General features: G+C 74.4%; 22 protein-coding genes and 1 pseudogene. 16 read left to right on the top strand and 7 right to left on the bottom strand.

What is annotated here, in order from left to right; all coding sequences use genetic code 11:
- The first annotated feature begins 94 nt into the window (after positions 1 to 94).
- From KPF47_RS30285 to truA, 10 genes are all read left to right on the top strand, one after another.
- Complete coding sequence (locus KPF47_RS30285) at positions 95 to 649, top strand: adenylate kinase (RefSeq protein WP_224392207.1); 555 nt, start codon at positions 95 to 97, stop codon at positions 647 to 649.
- A 55-nt stretch (positions 650 to 704) separates the two neighbouring features.
- Positions 705 to 1550, top strand: coding sequence for a type I methionyl aminopeptidase (gene map / locus KPF47_RS30280; protein ID WP_224392206.1), 846 nt, complete (start codon positions 705 to 707; stop codon positions 1548 to 1550).
- Positions 1551 to 1836: 286 nt separating this feature from the next.
- Positions 1837 to 2058, top strand: a complete 222-nt coding sequence (gene infA, locus KPF47_RS30275) for a translation initiation factor IF-1 (protein WP_010228514.1) — start codon at positions 1837 to 1839, stop codon at positions 2056 to 2058.
- A gap of 61 nt (positions 2059 to 2119) precedes the next feature.
- Positions 2120 to 2233: a 50S ribosomal protein L36 gene (gene rpmJ, locus KPF47_RS30270; RefSeq protein ID WP_020622917.1), complete on the top strand. Its 114-nt coding sequence runs from the start codon at positions 2120 to 2122 to the stop codon at positions 2231 to 2233.
- A 174-nt stretch (positions 2234 to 2407) separates the two neighbouring features.
- Positions 2408 to 2788: a 30S ribosomal protein S13 gene (rpsM, locus tag KPF47_RS30265; protein ID WP_020622916.1), complete on the top strand. Its 381-nt coding sequence runs from the start codon at positions 2408 to 2410 to the stop codon at positions 2786 to 2788.
- Positions 2788 to 3195, top strand: coding sequence for a 30S ribosomal protein S11 (rpsK, locus tag KPF47_RS30260; protein WP_224392205.1), 408 nt, complete (start codon positions 2788 to 2790; stop codon positions 3193 to 3195). Before rpsM ends, rpsK begins: the two co-directional genes overlap by 1 nt.
- A gap of 17 nt (positions 3196 to 3212) precedes the next feature.
- Positions 3213 to 3818 (top strand): 30S ribosomal protein S4, encoded by a 606-nt coding sequence (gene rpsD, locus KPF47_RS30255; protein ID WP_224392204.1) that lies wholly within the window; start codon positions 3213 to 3215, stop codon positions 3816 to 3818.
- Between the two features lie 92 nt (positions 3819 to 3910).
- Positions 3911 to 4963 carry a DNA-directed RNA polymerase subunit alpha gene (locus KPF47_RS30250; RefSeq protein WP_224392203.1) on the top strand — a complete coding sequence of 351 codons (1053 nt, stop codon included), beginning with the start codon at positions 3911 to 3913 and terminating at the stop codon, positions 4961 to 4963.
- Positions 4964 to 4965: 2 nt separating this feature from the next.
- Complete coding sequence (rplQ, locus tag KPF47_RS30245; RefSeq protein WP_224392202.1) at positions 4966 to 5619, top strand: 50S ribosomal protein L17; 654 nt, start codon at positions 4966 to 4968, stop codon at positions 5617 to 5619.
- A gap of 92 nt (positions 5620 to 5711) precedes the next feature.
- Positions 5712 to 6518, top strand: coding sequence for a tRNA pseudouridine(38-40) synthase TruA (gene truA / locus KPF47_RS30240; protein ID WP_224392280.1), 807 nt, complete (start codon positions 5712 to 5714; stop codon positions 6516 to 6518).
- Positions 6519 to 6548: 30 nt separating this feature from the next.
- Here truA and KPF47_RS30235 read toward each other — a convergent pair whose 3' ends face one another.
- Positions 6549 to 7019, bottom strand: coding sequence for a hypothetical protein (locus tag KPF47_RS30235; protein WP_224392201.1), 471 nt, complete (start codon positions 7017 to 7019; stop codon positions 6549 to 6551).
- Positions 7020 to 7145: 126 nt separating this feature from the next.
- Here KPF47_RS30235 and KPF47_RS30230 point away from each other — a divergent pair, with 126 nt between their 5' ends.
- The 3 genes from KPF47_RS30230 to KPF47_RS30220 are packed head-to-tail and all read left to right on the top strand — an operon-like array spanning position 7146 to position 9935.
- Positions 7146 to 8555 (top strand): cytosine permease, encoded by a 1410-nt coding sequence (locus KPF47_RS30230; protein ID WP_224392200.1) that lies wholly within the window; start codon positions 7146 to 7148, stop codon positions 8553 to 8555.
- Positions 8552 to 9481: an isopenicillin N synthase family oxygenase gene (locus KPF47_RS30225; protein ID WP_224392199.1), complete on the top strand. Its 930-nt coding sequence runs from the start codon at positions 8552 to 8554 to the stop codon at positions 9479 to 9481. The genes KPF47_RS30230 and KPF47_RS30225 overlap by 4 nt, the downstream gene beginning before the upstream one ends.
- A gap of 10 nt (positions 9482 to 9491) precedes the next feature.
- Positions 9492 to 9935, top strand: coding sequence for a nucleoside deaminase (locus tag KPF47_RS30220; protein WP_224392198.1), 444 nt, complete (start codon positions 9492 to 9494; stop codon positions 9933 to 9935).
- Between the two features lie 3 nt (positions 9936 to 9938).
- Here KPF47_RS30220 and KPF47_RS30215 read toward each other — a convergent pair whose 3' ends face one another.
- On the bottom strand, positions 9939 to 10592 hold the full coding sequence (locus KPF47_RS30215; protein WP_224392197.1) for a TetR/AcrR family transcriptional regulator: 654 nt from the start codon (positions 10590 to 10592) through the stop codon (positions 9939 to 9941).
- Between the two features lie 243 nt (positions 10593 to 10835).
- On the opposite strand from KPF47_RS30215, the pseudogene KPF47_RS41160 reads away from it, so the two are divergent.
- A pseudogene (locus KPF47_RS41160) lies at positions 10836 to 11150 on the top strand (metal-dependent hydrolase); the annotation flags it as partial.
- Between the two features lie 67 nt (positions 11151 to 11217).
- Entirely contained in the window at positions 11218 to 11631 is a 414-nt protein-coding gene (locus KPF47_RS39300) for a metal-dependent hydrolase (RefSeq protein WP_374108918.1), read from the top strand.
- A 1-nt stretch (position 11632) separates the two neighbouring features.
- Here KPF47_RS39300 and KPF47_RS30205 read toward each other — a convergent pair whose 3' ends face one another.
- The 5 genes from KPF47_RS30205 to KPF47_RS30185 are packed head-to-tail and all read right to left on the bottom strand — an operon-like array spanning position 11633 to position 16811.
- Positions 11633 to 12280, bottom strand: a complete 648-nt coding sequence (locus KPF47_RS30205; RefSeq protein ID WP_224392196.1) for an ABC transporter ATP-binding protein — start codon at positions 12278 to 12280, stop codon at positions 11633 to 11635.
- Positions 12277 to 13308 carry an ABC transporter ATP-binding protein gene (locus KPF47_RS30200; protein WP_224392195.1) on the bottom strand — a complete coding sequence of 344 codons (1032 nt, stop codon included), beginning with the start codon at positions 13306 to 13308 and terminating at the stop codon, positions 12277 to 12279. The genes KPF47_RS30205 and KPF47_RS30200 overlap by 4 nt, the downstream gene beginning before the upstream one ends.
- Complete coding sequence (locus KPF47_RS30195) at positions 13305 to 14225, bottom strand: ABC transporter permease (protein WP_224392194.1); 921 nt, start codon at positions 14223 to 14225, stop codon at positions 13305 to 13307. Before KPF47_RS30195 ends, KPF47_RS30200 begins: the two co-directional genes overlap by 4 nt.
- Positions 14218 to 15252, bottom strand: coding sequence for an ABC transporter permease (locus tag KPF47_RS30190; protein ID WP_224392193.1), 1035 nt, complete (start codon positions 15250 to 15252; stop codon positions 14218 to 14220). Before KPF47_RS30190 ends, KPF47_RS30195 begins: the two co-directional genes overlap by 8 nt.
- The gene (locus KPF47_RS30185) at positions 15216 to 16811 is read right to left on the bottom strand and encodes an ABC transporter substrate-binding protein (RefSeq protein ID WP_224392192.1); all 1596 of its coding nucleotides are present in this window, start codon (positions 16809 to 16811) and stop codon (positions 15216 to 15218) included. Before KPF47_RS30185 ends, KPF47_RS30190 begins: the two co-directional genes overlap by 37 nt.
- A gap of 128 nt (positions 16812 to 16939) precedes the next feature.
- Here KPF47_RS30185 and eccB point away from each other — a divergent pair, with 128 nt between their 5' ends.
- The gene (gene eccB, locus KPF47_RS30180) at positions 16940 to 18328 is read left to right on the top strand and encodes a type VII secretion protein EccB (RefSeq protein WP_224392191.1); all 1389 of its coding nucleotides are present in this window, start codon (positions 16940 to 16942) and stop codon (positions 18326 to 18328) included.
- The last annotated feature ends 25 nt before the right edge of the window (positions 18329 to 18353 follow it).

The following is an 18353-nucleotide window of genomic DNA, read 5'->3' as shown; positions in this document are numbered from 1 at the left end:
GCGGGGCCCCGGGCCCCGGTCGTGGTGCCGCGGGCATCGTGCGCCGGCGAGGACGCCGGCGCAGTGGAGGACAAGACTTCAGGAGGTCGGGTTCGTGCGACTCGTTCTGGTGGGACCGCCCGGTGCCGGCAAGGGGACCCAGGCTGAGCAGATGGCCAAGCGGCTGGACGTCCCGCACATCTCGACCGGGGATCTGTTCCGGGCGAACCTGCGGGACGAGACCGAGCTCGGGCGCGAGGCGAAGCGCTACATGGACGCCGGGGACCTCGTCCCCGACGAGGTGACCGTCGGCATGGTGCGCGACCGGCTCGGCGACCCGGACGCCGGGAACGGCTTCATCCTCGACGGCTTCCCGCGCAACGTGGCCCAGGCGGGCTCGCTCGCCGAGATCCTGTCCGACAAGGGCCTCGAGCTCGACGCGGTCGTGCAGTTCGACGTCGACGACGAGGTCGTCGTGCAGCGCCTGCTCGGCCGTGGCCGCAGCGACGACAACGAGGACACCATCCGCAACCGGCAGCGGGTCTACCGCGAGGAGACCGCTCCGCTGCTGGACCACTACCGTGACCGGCTGGTCACGATCGACGCCGTCGGCGAGATCGACGAGATCACCGACCGGGTCTTCGCGGCGCTGGACGAGCGCCGGGGCTGAGACCCGTCGGCACCGGTGGCCCCGGTGCCGACGGCGGGAACCGAGGGACGGACACATGAACGGTCGCGGCGGCATCCGCGGAGCCATCGCCCGCTACCGGGGTCGGGACATCGAGCTCAAGACCCACGGCCAGCTCGAGGCGATGCGGGTGGCGGGCGCACTGGTCGCGGCCACCCTGTCCGCCGTGACCGAACGTGCGAAGCCGGGCGTCAGCACGGCCGAGCTCGACGCCCTCGCCGAGCAGACGATCCGCGACGGCGGCGGCGTCCCCTCGTTCCTCGGCTACCACGGCTTCCCCGCGAGCATCTGCGCCTCGGTGAACGAGCAGATCGTGCACGGCATCCCGTCGCCGAAGCAGGTGCTCGCCGAGGGCGACCTGATCTCGGTGGACTGCGGTGCGATCGTCGAGGGCTGGCACGGCGACTCCGCGGTGACCATCGCCGTGGGGGACGTGTCGCCCGGTGACCTGGCGCTGTCCGCGGCCTGCCGCGGCGCGATGGAGGCGGGGATCCTGGCCGTCCGTGACGGGGCCCGGCTGACCGACGTCTCGCACGCGATCCAGGAGGCGTGCCGGTCGGCGGCGCTGGCCGACCGTGCCGACTACGGCATCGTCGCCGAGTACGGCGGGCACGGCATCGGCACCTCGATGCACATGGACCCGTTCCTGCCCAACCACGGCGAGCCGGGCAAGGGCCCGCGGCTGCGCCCGGGGATGGCCCTGGCCGTCGAGCCGATGCTCGTCGCGGGGGACCCGGACACCCTGGAGCTGGAGGACGGCTGGACGGTGGTGACCGCGGGCGGCGGTCGGGCCGTGCACTGGGAGCACACCGTCGCCGTGACCGAGGACGGGCCCTGGCTGCTGACCGCGCCCGCCGGCGCACCGGACCGCCCGGGGTCCTGAGCCCCGACGTCACCGGTACCGACGCGCTCGGCGCGGGTACTGGTCGGCGGGCGGCTCGGTCCGTTACCGTCGTCGTCCCGGGCGACTACCACGCCCGTCACCCCCGCCTGCACCGGCCTCGCACGGCCTCCGTACACTGGACCCTCGGCGCGTCCTGTGACGTCCGCTCCGTGTGCTCCGTGTATCCCACAGTGTTCCCGGTCCGGCTCCGCACGTGCGCGCCGAACCGGTCGTCGGCACCGCTGTCGACCGGGGCAACCGACACCTGTCACGGATAGCGGAGGACATGGCCAAGAAGGACGGGGCGATCGAGGTCGAGGGCCGGGTCGTCGAACCCCTGCCGAACGCGATGTTCCGGGTGGAGCTGGAGAACGGCCACCGGGTTCTCGCACACATCAGCGGGAAGATGCGCCAGCACTACATCCGGATCCTTCCGGAGGACCGGGTGGTCGTCGAGCTGTCGCCCTACGACCTGAGCCGCGGCCGCATCGTCTACCGCTACAAGTGACGACCAGCTCCACCACGGTCGGTCGCAAGACCCACACGAACGACACACAGAGGCAGACGACGTGAAGGTCAAGCCGAGCGTCAAGAAGATCTGCGACAAGTGCCAGGTGATCCGCCGTCACGGCCGGATCATCGTGATCTGCTCGAACCTGCGCCACAAGCAGCGCCAGGGCTGAGCAGAGCGGTACCGGTCGCGATCCTCTGATCGCGCAGCAGAAGCCCCCGATGCACCTGCCGGGCCACACGGGCCCGGTAGTACCCCCGGAACCAGGCCGGGGCCCGTTCAGCTCAGCGGCGGAACGGGACGGGCATCGGGAAGACCTGGGACGACAACAAGGAGACAACGCCGCATGGCACGTGTTGCCGGCGTCGACCTCCCCCGCGAAAAGCGGTTGGAGATCGCGCTCACCTACATCTTCGGGGTCGGACGGACCCGGTCCAAGGAGATCCTCGAGGCCACGGCGCTGAGCCCCGACCTCCGGTCGAAGGACCTGACCGACGAGGACGTCAGCAAGCTCCGCGAGTACATCGAGGCGAACCTGCAGGTCGAGGGTGACCTGCGCCGTGAGATCCAGGCGGACATCCGCCGGAAGATCGAGATCGGTTCGTACCAGGGCATCCGTCACCGTCGCGGCCTTCCGGTCCGCGGCCAGCGCACGAAGACCAACGCGCGCGGCCGCAAGGGCCCGAAGAAGACCGTCGCCGGTAAGAAGAAGGCAGGTAAGAAGTAATGCCGCCCCGCGCACGTCAGGGTGCCGGACCCAAGAAGGTCCGCCGTCGCGAGAAGAAGAACGTCGCGCACGGTCACGCCCACATCAAGTCCACGTTCAACAACACGATCGTGTCGATCACCGACCCGACCGGTGCCGTCATCGCCTGGGCCTCGTCCGGGCACGTCGGCCTGAAGGGCTCCCGGAAGTCGACGCCGTTCGCCGCGCAGCTCGCCGCCGAGAACGCCGCCCGCAAGGCGATGGATCACGGCATGAAGAAGTGCGACGTCTTCGTCAAGGGCCCCGGCTCGGGACGTGAGACGGCGATCCGTTCGCTGCAGGCGGCCGGCCTCGAGGTCGGCACGATCTCCGACGTGACCCCGCAGCCGCACAACGGCTGCCGTCCGCCCAAGCGGCGCCGGATCTAGGGGAAGGGAGAACCACCATGGCTCGCTACACCGGCCCCATGACCCGCAAGTCCCGCCGATTGAAGACCGACCTCGTCGGCGGCGACCAGGCGTTCGAGCGCCGTCCCTACCCGCCCGGCCAGCACGGCCGGATCCGGATCAAGGAGACGGAGTACCTCCTGCAGCTGCAGGAGAAGCAGAAGGCCCGCTTCGGCTACGGCCTGCAGGAGAAGCAGCTCCGCGCCTACTACGAGGAGGCGCACGGTCGCGAGGGCAAGACCGGCGACGAGCTGCTGCAGATCCTCGAGTCGCGTCTGGACAACGTCGTGTACCGCGCGGGCCTCGCCCGCACCCGGCGCATGGCCCGTCAGCTGGTGAACCACGGCCACTTCCTGGTCAACGGGAAGAAGGTCGACATCCCCAGCTTCCGGGTGTCGCGCTACGACATCATCGACGTCAAGGACAAGTCGCGGAACACCGACCCGTTCGTCATCGCCAAGGAGACCCAGGGCGACCGCCCGGTCCCGGCGTGGCTGCAGGTCGTCCCGTCGACCCTGCGCATCCTGGTCCACCAGCTGCCCGAGCGCGCTCAGATCGACACCCAGGTCACCGAGCAGCTCATCGTCGAGTTCTACTCGAAGTAGCTCGACACTCCGCCGCCCCGCAGGGAGGGGCGGCGGGTTCTCTCTGCGACATCAAATAGCGGTTGTCGCAGGTGCTTAGGAGGCACTCACCCATGCTGATCTCTCAGCGACCCTCACTCGCCGAGGACGTCGTCACCGAGACCCGGTCGCGGTTCGTCATCGAGCCGCTGGAGCCGGGCTTCGGCTACACCCTCGGCAACTCCCTGCGCCGGACGCTGCTGTCGTCCATCCCCGGTGCCGCCGTCACGTCCATCCGGATCGACGGCGTCCTGCACGAGTTCACCACCGTGCCGGGGGTCAAGGCGGACGTCACCGACATCATCCTCAACCTCAAGGAGCTCGTCGTGAGCTCCGAGGAGGACGAGCCGGTGACGATGTACCTGCGCAAGCAGGGCCCGGGTGCGGTCACCGCGGGGGACATCGTCCCGCCCGCCGGTGTCACCGTGCACAACCCGGACCTGCACATCGCCTCGCTCAACGACAAGGGCCGGCTCGAGGTCGAGCTCGTCGTCGAGCGTGGTCGCGGGTACGTCCCGGCGATGCAGAACAAGGCCACCGGTGCCGAGATCGGCCGTATCCCGGTCGACTCGATCTACTCGCCGGTGCTGAAGGTGACCTACAAGGTCGAGGCCACGCGAGTCGAGCAGCGCACCGACTTCGACAAGCTCATCCTCGACGTCGAGTCGAAGCCCTCCATCACCCCGCGGGACGCGCTGGCCTCGGCCGGCAAGACCCTGGTCGAGCTGTTCGGCCTGGCCCGCGAGCTGAACGTGGACGCCGAGGGCATCGAGATCGGCCCCTCCCCGCAGGAGGCGGACACCATCGCGGCGTTCGCGATGCCGATCGAGGAGCTGGACCTCACGGTCCGGTCGTACAACTGCCTCAAGCGCGAGGGCATCCACACGGTCGGCGAGCTCGTCGGTCGCAGCGAGGCGGACCTGCTCGACATCCGCAACTTCGGCGCCAAGTCGATCGACGAGGTCAAGATGAAGCTCGTCGGTCTCGGCCTGGCCCTCAAGGACAGCCCGCCCGGGTTCGACCCGTCGGCGGCGGCGAGCGACTACGGCGTCGACGGTGGGAGCGGGTTCGACCCGGACACCTTCGGTGACGACGGTCAGGACTACGCAGAAACGGAGCAGTTGTAGCCATGCCCCAGCCCACCAAGGGAACCCGCCTCGGCGGGTCGCCCGCGCACCAGCGGCTGATCCTGGCCAACCTGGCGACCTCGCTGTTCGAACACGGCCGGATCACCACCACCGAGGCCAAGGCCCGGCGGCTGCGTCCGTACGCGGAGCGGCTGATCACCAAGGCCAAGGCCGGGGATCTGCACAACCGGCGCGAGATCATGAAGGTGATCCGCGACAAGTCGGTCGTGCACCGCCTGGTCACCGAGATCGGCCCGTTCTTCGCGGACCGCAACGGTGGCTACACCCGGATCACCAAGACGATGCCGCGCAAGGGCGACAACGCCCCGATGGCGGTCATCGAGCTGGTCCAGCAGAAGACGGTGACCGACGAGGCGAACCGTGCCCGTCGTTCGGCCGCGTCCCAGGCCGCTGCCGCCGCTCCGGCCGCCGCGTCCTCGGACGAGGACACCACGGTCGAGTCGACCGAGGCCACCGAGGCCGAGGTCACCGCGGCCGACGAGGCCCAGGAGGCCGCCGAGAAGGCGGTCGACGCCGCGGTCGAGGCCGAGGAGGTGGCCCCGGGTTCCGAGGCCGCCGACAAGGCCGTCGACGCCGCTGCCGCCGCGGAGGAGGCCGCCGAGGGCTCCACCGGCAAGAAGGAGTCCGGCTCCTGAGCCGACCGCACCACACCGACGAGCCCGCCGTCACCGACGGCGGGCTCGTCGGCGTTTCCGGCGGCCCCGTCCCGGACCCCGGTACCGTGCGGCTGCGGCTGGACCTCGCCTACGACGGCACCGACTTCTCCGGGTGGGCCCAGCAGCCGACCCGGCGGACGGTCCAGGGTGTGCTCACCGAGGCACTGTCGACCGTGCTGCGCACCCCGCTGCGGCTGACCGTCGCCGGGCGCACCGACGCCGGGGTGCACGCGTCCGGCCAGGTCTGCCACGTGGACGTCCCGGAGCGGCTCGCGGCGCGGACCGACGGGCTGCTGCGGCGGCTCAACCGCTTCCTGCCCCCCGACGTGCGGGTACACGAGGTCTCCCGGGTGCCCGACGCGTTCGACGCCCGCTTCTCCGCACTGCGTCGGCACTACCGGTACCGGGTGACCACCGCGCCGTTCGGTGCCGAGCCGCTGCGCGCCCGCGAGACGGTCGCCTGGCCGTACCCGCTGGACCCGGGCCCGATGAACGCCGCATCGGCCCTGCTGCTGGGGGAGCACGACTTCGCGGCGTTCTGCAAGCGCCGCGAGGGCGCGACGACCGTCCGCGCGCTGCTGCGCTTCGACTGGTCGGCCGTGCCGGGGGAGCCGGACGTGCTGGTCGCCGCGGTGTCGGCGGACGCGTTCTGCCACTCGATGGTCCGTAGCCTGGTCGGTGCGGTGTTCGAGGTCGGCCGGGGGCGCCGCCCCGTCGACTGGCCGGCGGGGCTGCTGCGCCGCGAGCTGCGCGCCTCCGAGGTGACGGTCGCGCCGCCGCACGGGCTGTCGCTGACCGGGGTCGACTACCCCCGCGACGACGAGCTGGCCACCCGCGCCGAGCGGACCCGGCGGATCCGGGTGCCGGGCGCGAGCTGAGCGACTCCCGGACCGCGCGCCGGACGGGCCTCAGGCGCTCGGCCGTACCCACGCCGGGTGCGGCGGCCCGGCGACCCGGTGGGTCCGGCGGGCGTCGAGCGCCAGCGCCACCCCGAGCCAGAGCATCGAGACCGACCAGCCGGCCACGGCCAGCGACCCGAGCACGTACAGCGGTCCGGACGGACCGGCGGCCAGCCCGGCGGACTCCATCAGCACCGACAGCGGGGCGCGCACCGAGTCCTGCGTGTCGCCGAAGTCGGGCATCAGCAGGCCCGCGGCGAGCAGGAAACTGGCGCAGGCGACGAACGGGGCGGTCACCGCCGGTGCGAGCACCCGGCGGCGCAGCACCGTCAGCGCCAGGATCGACGGCACCGTCAGGAGCACCGGGCCGACCAGGGTGATGATCAGGATGATCAGGAACCAGCCCGGCGCGGTGAACCGCAGGCCCACGAAGGCCAGGAGACTGCCGGCCTGCAGGGCCACGTTCAGGTTCGTCCGCATGGGTCGATCGTGGCGGACCCCGTCCGTCCGCGGGATCCGCAGGACTACGGGCCGGACGGAGCAACCCGTGTCAACAGTCGGTTACCGAGGTTCCGCCGGGCCCGCTCCGCGGGTCACAGTGACGCGGTGACCACCGAGGACACCGTCGGCGCGGCAGCGGACCGCGGGTACGGCGACCGCATCGTCGCCGTCGAACCCGGCTCCACCGAGCCCGTACCGGACAGCGAGCGGCACGGGAGGCCACGCCAGCTGTTCTGGACGTGGACCTCACCCAACCTGGAGTTCGCGACGATCTTCGTCGGCGTGCTGTCGGTGACGGCGTTCGGGCAGACGGTGCCCGCGGCCGTCGGGGCGATCGTCGTCGGGAACCTGCTCGCCGCGGTCGCCCACGGGGTGCTGTCCGCCCGGGGGCCGTCGACCGGGGTGCCGCAGATGGTGCTGGGACGGCTCGCCTTCGGCCACCGCGGCAACGCGTTGCCCGCCGCGCTGATGACGATCACCTCGGGCTTCGGCTGGTTCGCGGTGAACAGCGTCAGCGCCGCCTTCGCCCTCTCGGCGATCACCGGCGGCGGGACCGTGGCGTGGCTGGTGGTGGTGGTCGTGGTCCAGGTCGCCGTCGCGTTCTTCGGGCACAACCTGGTGCAGGCGTTCGAGCGGCTCGCCTTCCCCCTGCTCGCGCTGGTGCTCGGGGTCGGCGCGGTGCTGGTCCTCGCCGCGTCGGACCCGGGCGCTCCGGCGTCGCCGGACGGGGTGGGCGGGGTCGGCGGGTTCCTGCTGACCGTCGGCGCCGTCGTCGGGTACTCGGCGGGCTGGAGCCCGTACGCCGCGGACTACTCCCGCTATCTGCCCCGGTCGGTGTCGGCCCGGGCCACCGGGCTCGCCGCGGGCGGCGGTCTGTTCCTGTCCACCACGGTGCTCATGACGGTCGGTGCGGCGTCGGTCGGTGCGGCGACCGCGGCCGGCCTCGGCTCGGACAACCCGGTCGCGAACTACACCGGTCTGCTGCCCGGATGGCTGGCCGTGCTGACCCTGGTCGCCATCGCGGTGGGGGCGGTCGCGGCGAACGTGCTGAACGTCTACTCCGGGGCGATGGCGTTCCTCGCGCTCGGCATCGACGTGCCGCTGGCCCGGGCACGGGCCGTCGTCGCGCTGGCGTTCGGGTCGGTCGGGTTCGCGATCGCGCTGGTCGCCCTCGGCGACGCCGCGGCGGGGTACGAGGCGTTCCTGCTGGTCGTCGTCTACTGGGTCGGGCCGTGGCTCGGCGTGGTGCTCACCGACCAGTGGCTGCGCCCGACCGACCCCGATCTGCTCTACGACCGCACGTACCGCAACCACGCGGGCCCGATCGCGCTCGTCGTCGGCATCGTCGTGTCGGTGCTGCTGTTCGCGAACCAGGAGCTGTTCACCGGCCTCGTGCCGCGGCTGCTGCCCGGGATCGGGGACGTGACGTTCCTGGTGGGTCTGCTGCTCTCGGCCGGGCTCTACGCCGTCCTGGTGCGCCGCACCGCCGTCGCGCCGCCCGGGGGGACGCGGTGAACGCGCTGATCCCGACCGTGGACCTGGCCGCGCCGGACCCGGTCGTGGTGGACACCGCGTTGCAGCGGGCTGGGTTCCTGCAGGTCGTCGGGCACGGGGTGCCCGACGACGCGGCGCGGGCGGTGCGGGCCGCCGCGCGGGAGTTCTTCGCGCTGCCCGACCCGGTCAAGCGCGGCTTCGCGGTCGGCGTCGGCGGGCGGGGCTGGCTGCCACCCGGGGTCGAGGCCAACGACCGCGTGGAGGGCGGCGACTCGCCGCCGGACCTCAAGGAGTCCTTCGCGGTGGGGCCGTTCGTCCCCACCGGGGACGTCGATGTCGACGCGGTGTGGTTCCCGCCGAACGTCTGGCCGGCGCAGGTCCCGGCGCTGCAGGAGGCGGTGACGGCCTACTGCACGGCGATGACCCGTGTCGCGGGGGCGCTGCTGGAGCTGTGCGCGGGAGCGCTCGGGCAGACCCCGTCGACGCTGCGTGACCTCGCGACGCACCCGACGTGGACGTTCAACATCAACCGCTACCCGCCGATGACCGAGACCGGGACGCCGCTGCCCGGACAGTTCCGGATCGGTCCGCACACCGACTTCGGCACCGTCACCCTGCTCGACCGCGAGCCCGGGGCGGGTGGGCTGCAGGTCGACGTCGAGGGGCACGGCTGGACGGACGCGCCGTACACCCCGGGCGCGCTGACGGTGAACGTCGGGGACCTGCTGGCGCACTGGACCGGGGACCGTTGGCGGGCCGGACGGCACCGGGTGCTCCCGCCGCAGGCCCACGCCCCGGCGGAGGACCTCGTGTCGCTGGTGTTCTTCTTCGAGCTCGACCACGACGCCGTCGTCCGACCGCTGGCACCGCCGCTGGGCAGGCGGGTGCGGGAGCCGGTGGTGTCCGCGCCGTTCCTGCGTGAACGCCTCGACGCGATCTCGGTATAGGTTCGCGCGCATGGATCCGAGCTGGCTGGACGTGGCGGTGGAGCAGGCCCGGGCCGGGCTGGCCTCGGGCGGCATCCCGATCGGTGCCGCGCTCGTCGGGCCGGACGGGGAGGTGCTCGGGCGCGGGCACAACCGTCGGGTGCAGGACGGCGACCCGACGGTGCACGGGGAGACCGCGGCGTTCCGCGACGCGGGCCGCCGGCGCGACTACCGGACGACCACCATGGTCACCACGCTCTCGCCCTGCTGGTACTGCTCCGGACTGATCCGTCAGTTCGGGATCGGCGCCGTGCTGGTCGGGGAGGCCCGGACCTTCCACGGCGGCCACGACTGGCTGGCCGAGCACGGGGTGCGCGTGGAGGTCCTCGACGACGCGCGGTGCCTCGACATGATGACCGCGTTCGTCACCGAGCGCCCCGACCTGTGGAACGAGGACATCGGCGTCGCCGAGTAGCGCTCAGCCCGCGGTGAGCGGGACGTCCGGGTCCAGCTCGATCGCGACGTCGCGCAGCGCCGCGTCGAGCACCGCCCAGACCCACCGGGCCAGGTGCTCGGCGAGCTCGTCGAGGGGCAGCGGGTCCGCCGAGGAGAGCCACCGCTCGGTCGCCGCGTCGACCAGCCCGACCGCGCCGGCCGCCAGCGGCGCCGCGACGGCCGCGGGCAGCCCGGGGTAGCCGCCGGTCAGCAGGCCGGTCATCCGGTCGGCGATCCGGTGCCGGATGTCGGTGACGGCGGTGGTGACCCCGGCGGCGCGCAGCACGTAGCGGTAGAGGTCGGTGTGCGCGGCGAGCCACCGGACGTGCGCGGCGATGGCGGCGACGAGCATCTCGCGCGGCGTCCCGCGCGGGCTCCACACCGGCGCGAGCGCCTCGGAGTACAGCCCGAGCGCGGCCTCGGCGATCGCGCCCTGCAGGTCCTCCAGGCCGTCGAAGTGCCGGTAGAGCGCGGGCCGGGGGACCCCGGCGCGACCGGCGATCTGCTCGGTCGTGGCCTCCGGCCCGTGCTCGGCGATCGCGGCCATCGCCGCCGCGACGACCTCGGCCCGGCGGGCGGCCCGCTGCCCCGCCCAGCGGCGGGCGCGGCCGTCGCCGGGGGTCGCGGATCCGCTCACCCGGCCATCATCCCGCCCCTGGTTGACACCGTGCCCGGCGCCACCCCATGATCTCGCACTAAGGGGTACGCGCTGTACGGGATACTGTCTGTCACAGGCGCGGCCCGTCCGTCGACGACGACCGGAGGACCGACCGTGACCGAGACGGCGACCAGCAACGGGAGCGGCCCGCGTCCGCGCAGGCTGACCGGCGGCGACGTGGGCATCCCGCCGCGCCACCTCGACTTCCGGCTGCCCGAGCAGATGGTCCGCTGGGCCTACGCCGACAACGCGACCGCGACGCTGTTCCTCGCGATGCTCTCGGCCATCTTCCCGCCGGGGGAGGACTTCTTCGTCCGCTCGGTGATCCACTTCCGGGATCGGGTGACCGATCCGGAGCTGCGTGCCCGGGTGTCCGGGTTCACCGCGCAGGAGGTCATCCACAGCCGCGAGCACGACCGGCTCAACGAGGCCTTCCGCTCCCGCGGCTTCCCGGTGCACGTGCCGGAGTCCGCGGTCGCGCTCGCGCTGGAGGTCCTCGACCGCACCTCGCCGCGCCAGCAGCTCGCCTGCACCGCGCTGATGGAGCACTTCACCGCGGTGATGGCCGAGGACATCGCTGGGCAGCGACGAGTTCGCCGAGCGCGTGCACGCCGACATCCGGGAGCTGTGGCACTGGCACGCGCTCGAGGAGCTCGAGCACAAGTCGGTGACCTGGGACGTCTACGAGCTCATCGGCACCGACGGTCCCGAGCGCGGCCGAGCCGCACCGCTCGTGGTGGCCACTGTGCTGCCCGCGGTCGTCTTCGGATGGGTGTACCTGCTCGTGCAGCAGGGCGTCTGGCGTCGGCCGCGGGACCTGCGGGAGGGCTACCGGCTGCTGTTCGGGCGGGGCCAGTTCCTGCGCCGGGTCCTGGGCCGGATGCCGGTGTTCGGGCACCCGCGCTTCCACCCGGACCGGCACGACACCCGGGAGCTGGAGCAGCACTGGCGCGAGATCTTGTTCGGCGACACCGGCGCACTGGCCGAGCAGCTGCGCCGGCCCGTCCGCGAGGCCTGACTCAGCTCCAGGGCCGCTCCACCCGCGCGGCCCAGGCCGCGAGCAGCGGCTCGTCGTGGCTCACGGCGAGGACGCCGAGCCCGCGGCCGCCGACCTCGGCGGACACCACCGAGACCAGGGCCGCGGTGCTCGACGCGTCGAGCACCGCGGTCATCTCGTCGCACAGCAGGTAGTCCGGCCGGGGCGCCAGCGCGCGGGCCAGGCAGGCGCGCTGGAGCTGGCCGTCGGACACCTCGTGCGGCCGGCGTCCGCGCAGCTCGGCGGTCAGCCCGACCTGCGCGCACACCTCGTCGACGCGTGCGGCGACCCCGGGCACCCGGGCGGCGCGCAGCGGCTCGGCCACGATCTCCTCGCAGGTCAGCCGCGGGTCGGTCGCGGCCCGCGGGGACTGGAACACGACCCCGATCCGGCGGCGCAGCGGCGCGGGCGCGTCGAAGCGGAACCGGCGGACCGGCTCGTCGTCGACGGTCACCCGGCCCGACCACGGGGCGTGCAGCAGGGCCAGCACCCGGGTCAGTGTCGACTTCCCGCAGCCCGAGGGGCCGGCCAGTCCGAGCACCGTCCCCCGCTCCACGCGCAGGTCCACCCCGTCGACGACGGCGTGTCCGGCCCGCCACCCGGCCCGCACCCCCTCCGCGCGCAGGCTCACCGCGACCCCGCCCCGGAACGGGCCGTCGCGGGGAGCGCGGGTGCGGTCGGCGGGTGGCAGGACACGCTGCGCCCGTCCCGGTGGACCGGGGCGGGGTCTCCGGTGCAGTCGGCGGTGACCGGGCAGCGCGGGGCGAACGCGCAGCCGTCGGGCAGGGCGGACAGCTCCGGCGGGTGCCCGGGGACGGGGGTGAACCCGGCGTCGGGGAGCGCGGCCAGCAGGCCCGCGGTGTAGGGGTGCCACGGCTCGGTGAAGACCTCCGCGGCGGGCCCGGTCTCGACCAGCCGTGAGGCGTACATGACGGCGACGTCGTCGGCGACGGCGCGGGCCGCCCGCAGGTCGTGGGTGATCAGCAGGACGGCGCGGCCCTCCGCGGCGAGCCCGGCCAGCAGCGCCGTGACGTGGTCGACCAGCGGCCGGTCCAGACCGGCGGTCGGCTCGTCGGCGAGCAGCACCGGTGGGTCGCCGGCGAGTGCGGCGGCGAGCCCGGCCCGCTGGGCCTGCCCGCCGGAGAGCTCGTGCGGGTACCGGTCGGCGACGTGGCCGGGCAGCGCGGCGCGGTCGAGCAGGTCGGCCACGGTGGCCGTCGCGCCGAGCCGGGCCAGGGTCTCGCGCAGCTGGGCACCGACGGTGCGGGTGGGGGTGAGATGGGTGGCGGCGGACTGGGGGACCAGCCCGATCAGCCGTCCGCGGACGCGGTCGCGCAGCACGGACTCGGGTGCGGTGATGAGCCCCACCGGGTCGTGTCCGGTGGAACGCTCCCGGGGGCCCGCCGGTGGGGTCAGCACGGCCGACCCGCGGACCGACGCGGTGCCCGGCAGCAACCCGGTCAGGGCCTCGGTGAGCACGGACTTCCCGCAGCCGGACTCCCCGACGAGTGCGGTCAGCCTCCCGGCGCGCAGGTCCAGGTCGGCGCCGGTGACCGCCCGGACGGTGCGGGCCCGGCGCCCGCGCCCGACCCGGAAGGCGACGTCGAGGCCGCGGACCGCGAGCACCGTGGCCGGGCCGGACGGGCCGGGGCCGGTCACAGCGCCTGCTCCGAGCGGCGGCGGGGCAGGGTGCGGTCCCGCCACCACGCGGCGACACCGGCGACGCACAGCGTCGTCGCGGCGAGCAGCACGCTCGGGAACACCACGATCCACCAGGAGCCGAGCAACACGGCCTGTCTCCCCTCGCCGAGGATGGTGCCCAGGCTCGCCAGGTGTGGGGGCAGGCCGAGGCCGAGGAAGCTCAGTGCGGTCTCGTGCCACACCGCGTGCGGCAGGATCAGCACCGCCGAGAGCACCGCCTGCGGGGCGACCGCGGGCAGCAGGTGCCTGCGCAGGACCCGGCGCCGGGACGCGCCGCCGGAGATCGCGGCGTCGACGAACGGGCGGGTGCGCAGGGTGAGGATCTCCGCGCGCACGACGCGGGCGACGGTCGTCCAGTGGGTGAGCCCGATCGAGGCGACGACCGCGAGCACGCTCCCCCGGTAGAGCGCGACAATCACGATCCCGAGCAGCAGGTGCGGGACGGCGTTGACGGCGTCGACCAGGCGCATCGCGATCCGGTCCCACCAGCCGCCGAGCAGTCCCGACAGGGCCCCGAACAGGGTGCCGATCACGGTGGAGAGCACGGCGCAGGCCGCGGCGACCTGCAGTGAGACCCACAGACCGGCGAAGCTGCGCAGCAGCACGTCGCGGCCCACCGAGTCGGTGCCGAACGGGTGGGCGGGCGAGGGCGGCAGCCGGATCGCCGTGTAGTCCACCGCACCCTGGTCGAGCCCGCCGAGCCACGGCACGCCCACCGCGGCCGCGACGAGCAGGCCCAGCCCGCCGGCACCGACGACCAGCCCGGCCCGGCCGGACCGGCGTCGCCCGCGTGGCGAGCCGGGACGCGGGCGCCCGGCCGGGTGCCAGGGACCGGGTGTGTGCCCACCGCGGGGCGCGACGGTGACCTCAGACATCGGCGTCCACCCGCGGGTCGAGCAGCAGCACGGTGAGGTCGGCGACGAGCGACCCGGCCAGCACCGCCACCGCCGAGAGCAGGGTCAGCGCGGCGAGCAGCGGGAAGTCCACGGCCAGCGCCGCGGTGACGACGGCTGCCGCGATCCCCGGCCAGGAGAACACCGTCTCCACCAGCACCGCGCCGGTGACCAGCTCCGGCAGCCGGTTGCCCAGCACCGTCACGAACGGCAGGAGCGCGGTCGGCAGCGCGTGCCGCAGCACGACGACGCGCTCGGGCAGCCCGCGCGCACGGGCGCCGGCGACGTGGTCGTCGTCGAGCGAGGCCAGCAGCGAGGCCCGCACGTGCAGCACCAGCCACGGCGTCTGCGAGACGCCCAGCACCAGCACCGGCAGCACGAGGTGCCTGCCCACCTGCTCGGGCGTCGGCGCCGCCCCGGCGTCGGTGAGCCCGGCGACCGGCAGCACCGGCCAGGCGACGGCGAACACCGCGATCGCCCCCAGGGCCAGTACGAACGGCGGCAGCCCCTCCAGGGTGTGTCCGACCGCGGTGACGGCCCGGTCGAACCAGCCGCCCTGCCACCAGGCCGCGAGGGTCCCGGCGGCCAGGGCGAGCACCAGCGACACCAGCAGGGCCAGGGTGACCAGCAGCAGCGTCCACGGCAGCCGCTCGGCGACGACCTGGGCGACCGGCTGGCGCATCGACAGGCTCTGCCCGAGGTCCCCGCCGAGCAGCCCGCCCAGCCAGCGCAGCAGCTGCTCGCCCACGGTGCCGTCGAGGCCGAGCGCGCGTTCGGTGGCGGCGATGTCGGCGTCGCTCGCGGAGAAGATCCCGACCCCGAAGTACTGGTACACCGGCCGGAACGGCGACGCCGCGGCCAGCAGGAACACCCCGACCGCGACCAGCAGCACCGTCGGGACGCCGAGCAGCAGCCGCAGCCCGGCCAGCCGGGCCACCGCACGGCCGCGGTGCCGGCCGGCGAGTGCGGCCGTCACGAGCGGGGCGTCCAGTCCTGGAGGTTCCACCACGGGCCCCAGGTGGTGCCGTGGGTGTGCGGCTCGACGACGGGGGTGTAGCCGTCCCAGGCGTCGCGGGTGACGTAGCTGTGGCCGAGGAAGGCCAGGAACACCATGCCGGGATCGGCGACGTAGGCCCGCTGGAACTCCCGGACGGCCGCGGTGCGGGTGGCCTCGTCGGGTGCCCGCAGCGCGGTGTCCAGGGCCGCGTCGACCGCGGCGTTGCGGTAGGAGCCGGGGTTGTTGAACCCGTCGGCGGCGTTCGAGGAGTGCAGCAGCTGCCAGGCCTTGAACCCGGGGTCGAACGGGTCGCCGCCGCCGAGCACCAGCGCGTCGGCGCCCATCCGCGGCTCGATGGCCTCCCAGCCGAGCCCCTCCAGCCGGACGTCGATCCCGGCGGCGCGCACGTCGGAGGCGAACGCCTGGGCGAGGTCGCGGCGGACGGTGTCGGTGGCCGGGTACATCAGGGTGAACCGGGCGGCCTGCCCGGCGCGGGTCCGGACGCCGTCGGGTCCGGCGGTCCAGCCCGCCCGGTCCAGGATCCGGCCCGCCTCCGCGGGGTCGAAGGCGAACGTCGCCGCGGGCTCGACCTGCTCGGGCAGCACGCCCGGGATCGGGTGGTGGGCCGGTTCGCCCTGGCCCGCGAGGAACGCGTCGATCATGCCCTGGCGGTTCACCGACCGGTTCAGCGCCGCGCGGATCGCCGGGTCCGCGGTGACCGGGTTCGCGAACGGCAGCGCGACCGTGCGGTAGTCGGCGCTGGCGTGCTCGCGCAGCGCCAGCCCGCTCTGCTGTGCGACGGCGCGGGCCAGCGCCGGGGGGAGCACGGTCCCGTCGAACTCACCGGCGGCGGTGCGCTGGGCGCGGGTGTTGTCGTCGGTAGCGAACACGATCGTGACCCGGTCCACGGTGGGCGCACCACCCCAGTACCCGGTGTGGGCCTCCATGACCATCGTGTCGCCGCGCCGCCACTCGGCGAGCCGGTACGGGCCGGTGCCCACGGCCCGGGTGTTCACCGGCAGGTCGGAGACGGGCCCACCGTCGTCGAGGACCTCCGACGGCAGGATCCCCGAGGTCAGCCGGTCCGGGAACGCGCCGTAGGGGTAGGACAGCCGGAACCGGACGGCGTCGGCGCCGACGGCCTCGACCCCGGCGAGCATCGGGACGCCGGAGCGGATCGTCGCGGCGCGGGCCGGGTCGAGGACCGCGGCGTAGGTGGCCACGACGTCCTCGGGCCCGAAGGCCGACCCGTCGTGGAAGGTGACGCCGGGGCGCAGCGGCACCGTCCAGGACGTCCGGTCCGGCGACGGGGCCGCGGGGCCGGACGCGAGCGCCGGGACCAGGGCGCGCTGCGCGTCGCGGGCGTAGAGACCGTCGTAGAACTTGCTCGCGCCCTCCGTCCCGTACCCGAGCAGCGGGTTGAGGTCGTCGGGCTCGTAGCCGTCGGCGAGGGTCATGGTGGTGCCGTCCCCGGCCGGGGCGGCCTCCCCCGGGGCGGCGGTGGGCGCCGAGCAGCCGGCCACGACGGCGACGGCCACCAACGGGACGACGATGTTCCGGAGGGTGATCACGCAACGGCACGTTATGGGCAACAGCGTGACGATGGCAACGAACCGGGCCGATCGGTCAGGTGGGGTAGTTCTACGCAGCGTCCGCGGACCGCCCCCGCCCCGGCCGCGGCGCTCCTACCGTCCGGGCGGTGCGCACCGATCCCGCCCCCGCGCGCGTGCAGCGCGCCCCGGCCACCCGCGACCAGGTCGACGCCCACCGGTTCGGTGTGCGGCGGATGGAGGCGGCGCTGGTGCGGGCCGACCCGGTACCGCTGCACGAGCAGATCCGCTCGCAGCGCCGCGCGGTGTTCGCCGGGGTGCTCGTCGGGCTGCTCGCGCTCGGCGTGGCCGCGTTGCTGGCCCGGGTCGACCCGGCCACCGACTGGCGCTCCCGGGCGCTGGTGCAGGGGCAGCGCAGCGGCGTGCTCTACGCCGTGGTCCGCGACCCCGCCTCGGCCGCGCTGCTGGTGCCGGTGCCCGACCCGGTCGCCGGCCGGCTGGTCCTCGCCGCGCACGGACGCGACGACGGGGCGGCCGCCGTCCCGGTCCCGGTGCCCGACGACGCGCTGGCCGCCGCCCCGCGCACCGCGCCCGCCGCCGTCCCCGGGACCGTCGGGGTCCTGCTCGACGGGGTCCCCGTCCCGCCCGCGTGGGCGGTCTGCGACACCCGTGGCGAGGGGCCCGGCACCGGGACCACGACCGTGCTGGCCGGCTCGCTGGGCCCCGTCCCGGCCGGCCCCCGACCGGCTGTCCTGCTGACCGCCGAGGGCGGCGCCACCTACCTCGTCCACGACGGTGCGCGGCACCGGCTCGACCCGGCCGACCGCGACGCCCTCGACGGGCTCGGCCTGCTCGGCGCGCCCGTCCGCCGGGTCGGCGACGGGCTGCTCTCCGCGGTCCCGGAGGGCGCGCCGCTGCGGGTCCCCACGCCCGAGCCGACACCCGTCGCGGGGCTGGGACGGAACGGGGACGTCGTACGCAGCCAGTCGCTCGGTGCCGGGGCGACCTACTTCCTGGTGGCCGACGGCGGGCTCGCCCGGATCCCGGTCACCCTCGCCGACGCCGTCCGTTCCCGGACCGGGCAGGCCGAGCCGGCGACGCTGCCGCCGGGCCGGGTCGACGACGTACCGCAGACACAGGTGCCCGGTGCCGAGGCCTGGCCCGTCGCCCGGGCCGAGGTCGCCGAGGTGCCGCCGGCGCTGTGCGCGACCTGGCGCGAGGGGCGGCGCGAACTCGTCACGGGGGCCGAGGAGCCGGTCGTGCCCGGCGCGGTGCGGGTGCGCCTCGCCGGTGCCGACGACTCCGGGCCCGCCCTGGACGCCGTGGTGCTGCCGGGGACCGGGCCGGGACCGCTGCGGACCGGGTCGGCGGACACCGGCGACGGCGACGGCGGGACGCGCTGGCTGCTCGCCGACACCGTGCGGGCACTGGGGATCACGGCGGCCGGGGCCGCACCGGCGGAGATGGTGCGACTGCTGCCGCGGGCCGGGGTGCTGGGCGTGGCCGCCGCGCGGGAGGTGGCTGACCTGCCGCGCTGACCGTCCGGCAGGGCACCGGCGACAC

It is taken from the genome of Pseudonocardia sp. ICBG1293 (genome assembly GCF_020131355.1).
Classification (GTDB): Bacteria; Actinomycetota; Actinomycetes; order Mycobacteriales; family Pseudonocardiaceae; genus Pseudonocardia.
Note: the sequence above shows the minus strand (reverse complement) of the source record. Positions and strands in the feature narration are given on the sequence as shown.

What these genes read in the sequence shown, in the direction of transcription:
- map (WP_224392206.1), top strand. Translation starts at nt 705, where the DNA reads ATGAACGGTCGCGGCGGCATCCGCGGAGCCATCGCCCGCTACCGGGGT.
- infA (WP_010228514.1), top strand. Translation starts at nt 1,837, where the DNA reads ATGGCCAAGAAGGACGGGGCGATCGAGGTCGAGGGCCGGGTCGTCGAA.
- rpsM (WP_020622916.1), top strand. Translation starts at nt 2,408, where the DNA reads ATGGCACGTGTTGCCGGCGTCGACCTCCCCCGCGAAAAGCGGTTGGAG.
- rpsK (WP_224392205.1), top strand. Translation starts at nt 2,788, where the DNA reads ATGCCGCCCCGCGCACGTCAGGGTGCCGGACCCAAGAAGGTCCGCCGT.
- rpsD (WP_224392204.1), top strand. Translation starts at nt 3,213, where the DNA reads ATGGCTCGCTACACCGGCCCCATGACCCGCAAGTCCCGCCGATTGAAG.
- KPF47_RS30250 (WP_224392203.1), top strand. Translation starts at nt 3,911, where the DNA reads ATGCTGATCTCTCAGCGACCCTCACTCGCCGAGGACGTCGTCACCGAG.
- rplQ (WP_224392202.1), top strand. Translation starts at nt 4,966, where the DNA reads ATGCCCCAGCCCACCAAGGGAACCCGCCTCGGCGGGTCGCCCGCGCAC.
- KPF47_RS30235 (WP_224392201.1), bottom strand. Translation starts at nt 7,019, where the DNA reads ATGCGGACGAACCTGAACGTGGCCCTGCAGGCCGGCAGTCTCCTGGCC.
- KPF47_RS30220 (WP_224392198.1), top strand. Translation starts at nt 9,492, where the DNA reads ATGGATCCGAGCTGGCTGGACGTGGCGGTGGAGCAGGCCCGGGCCGGG.
- KPF47_RS30195 (WP_224392194.1), bottom strand. Translation starts at nt 14,225, where the DNA reads ATGTCTGAGGTCACCGTCGCGCCCCGCGGTGGGCACACACCCGGTCCC.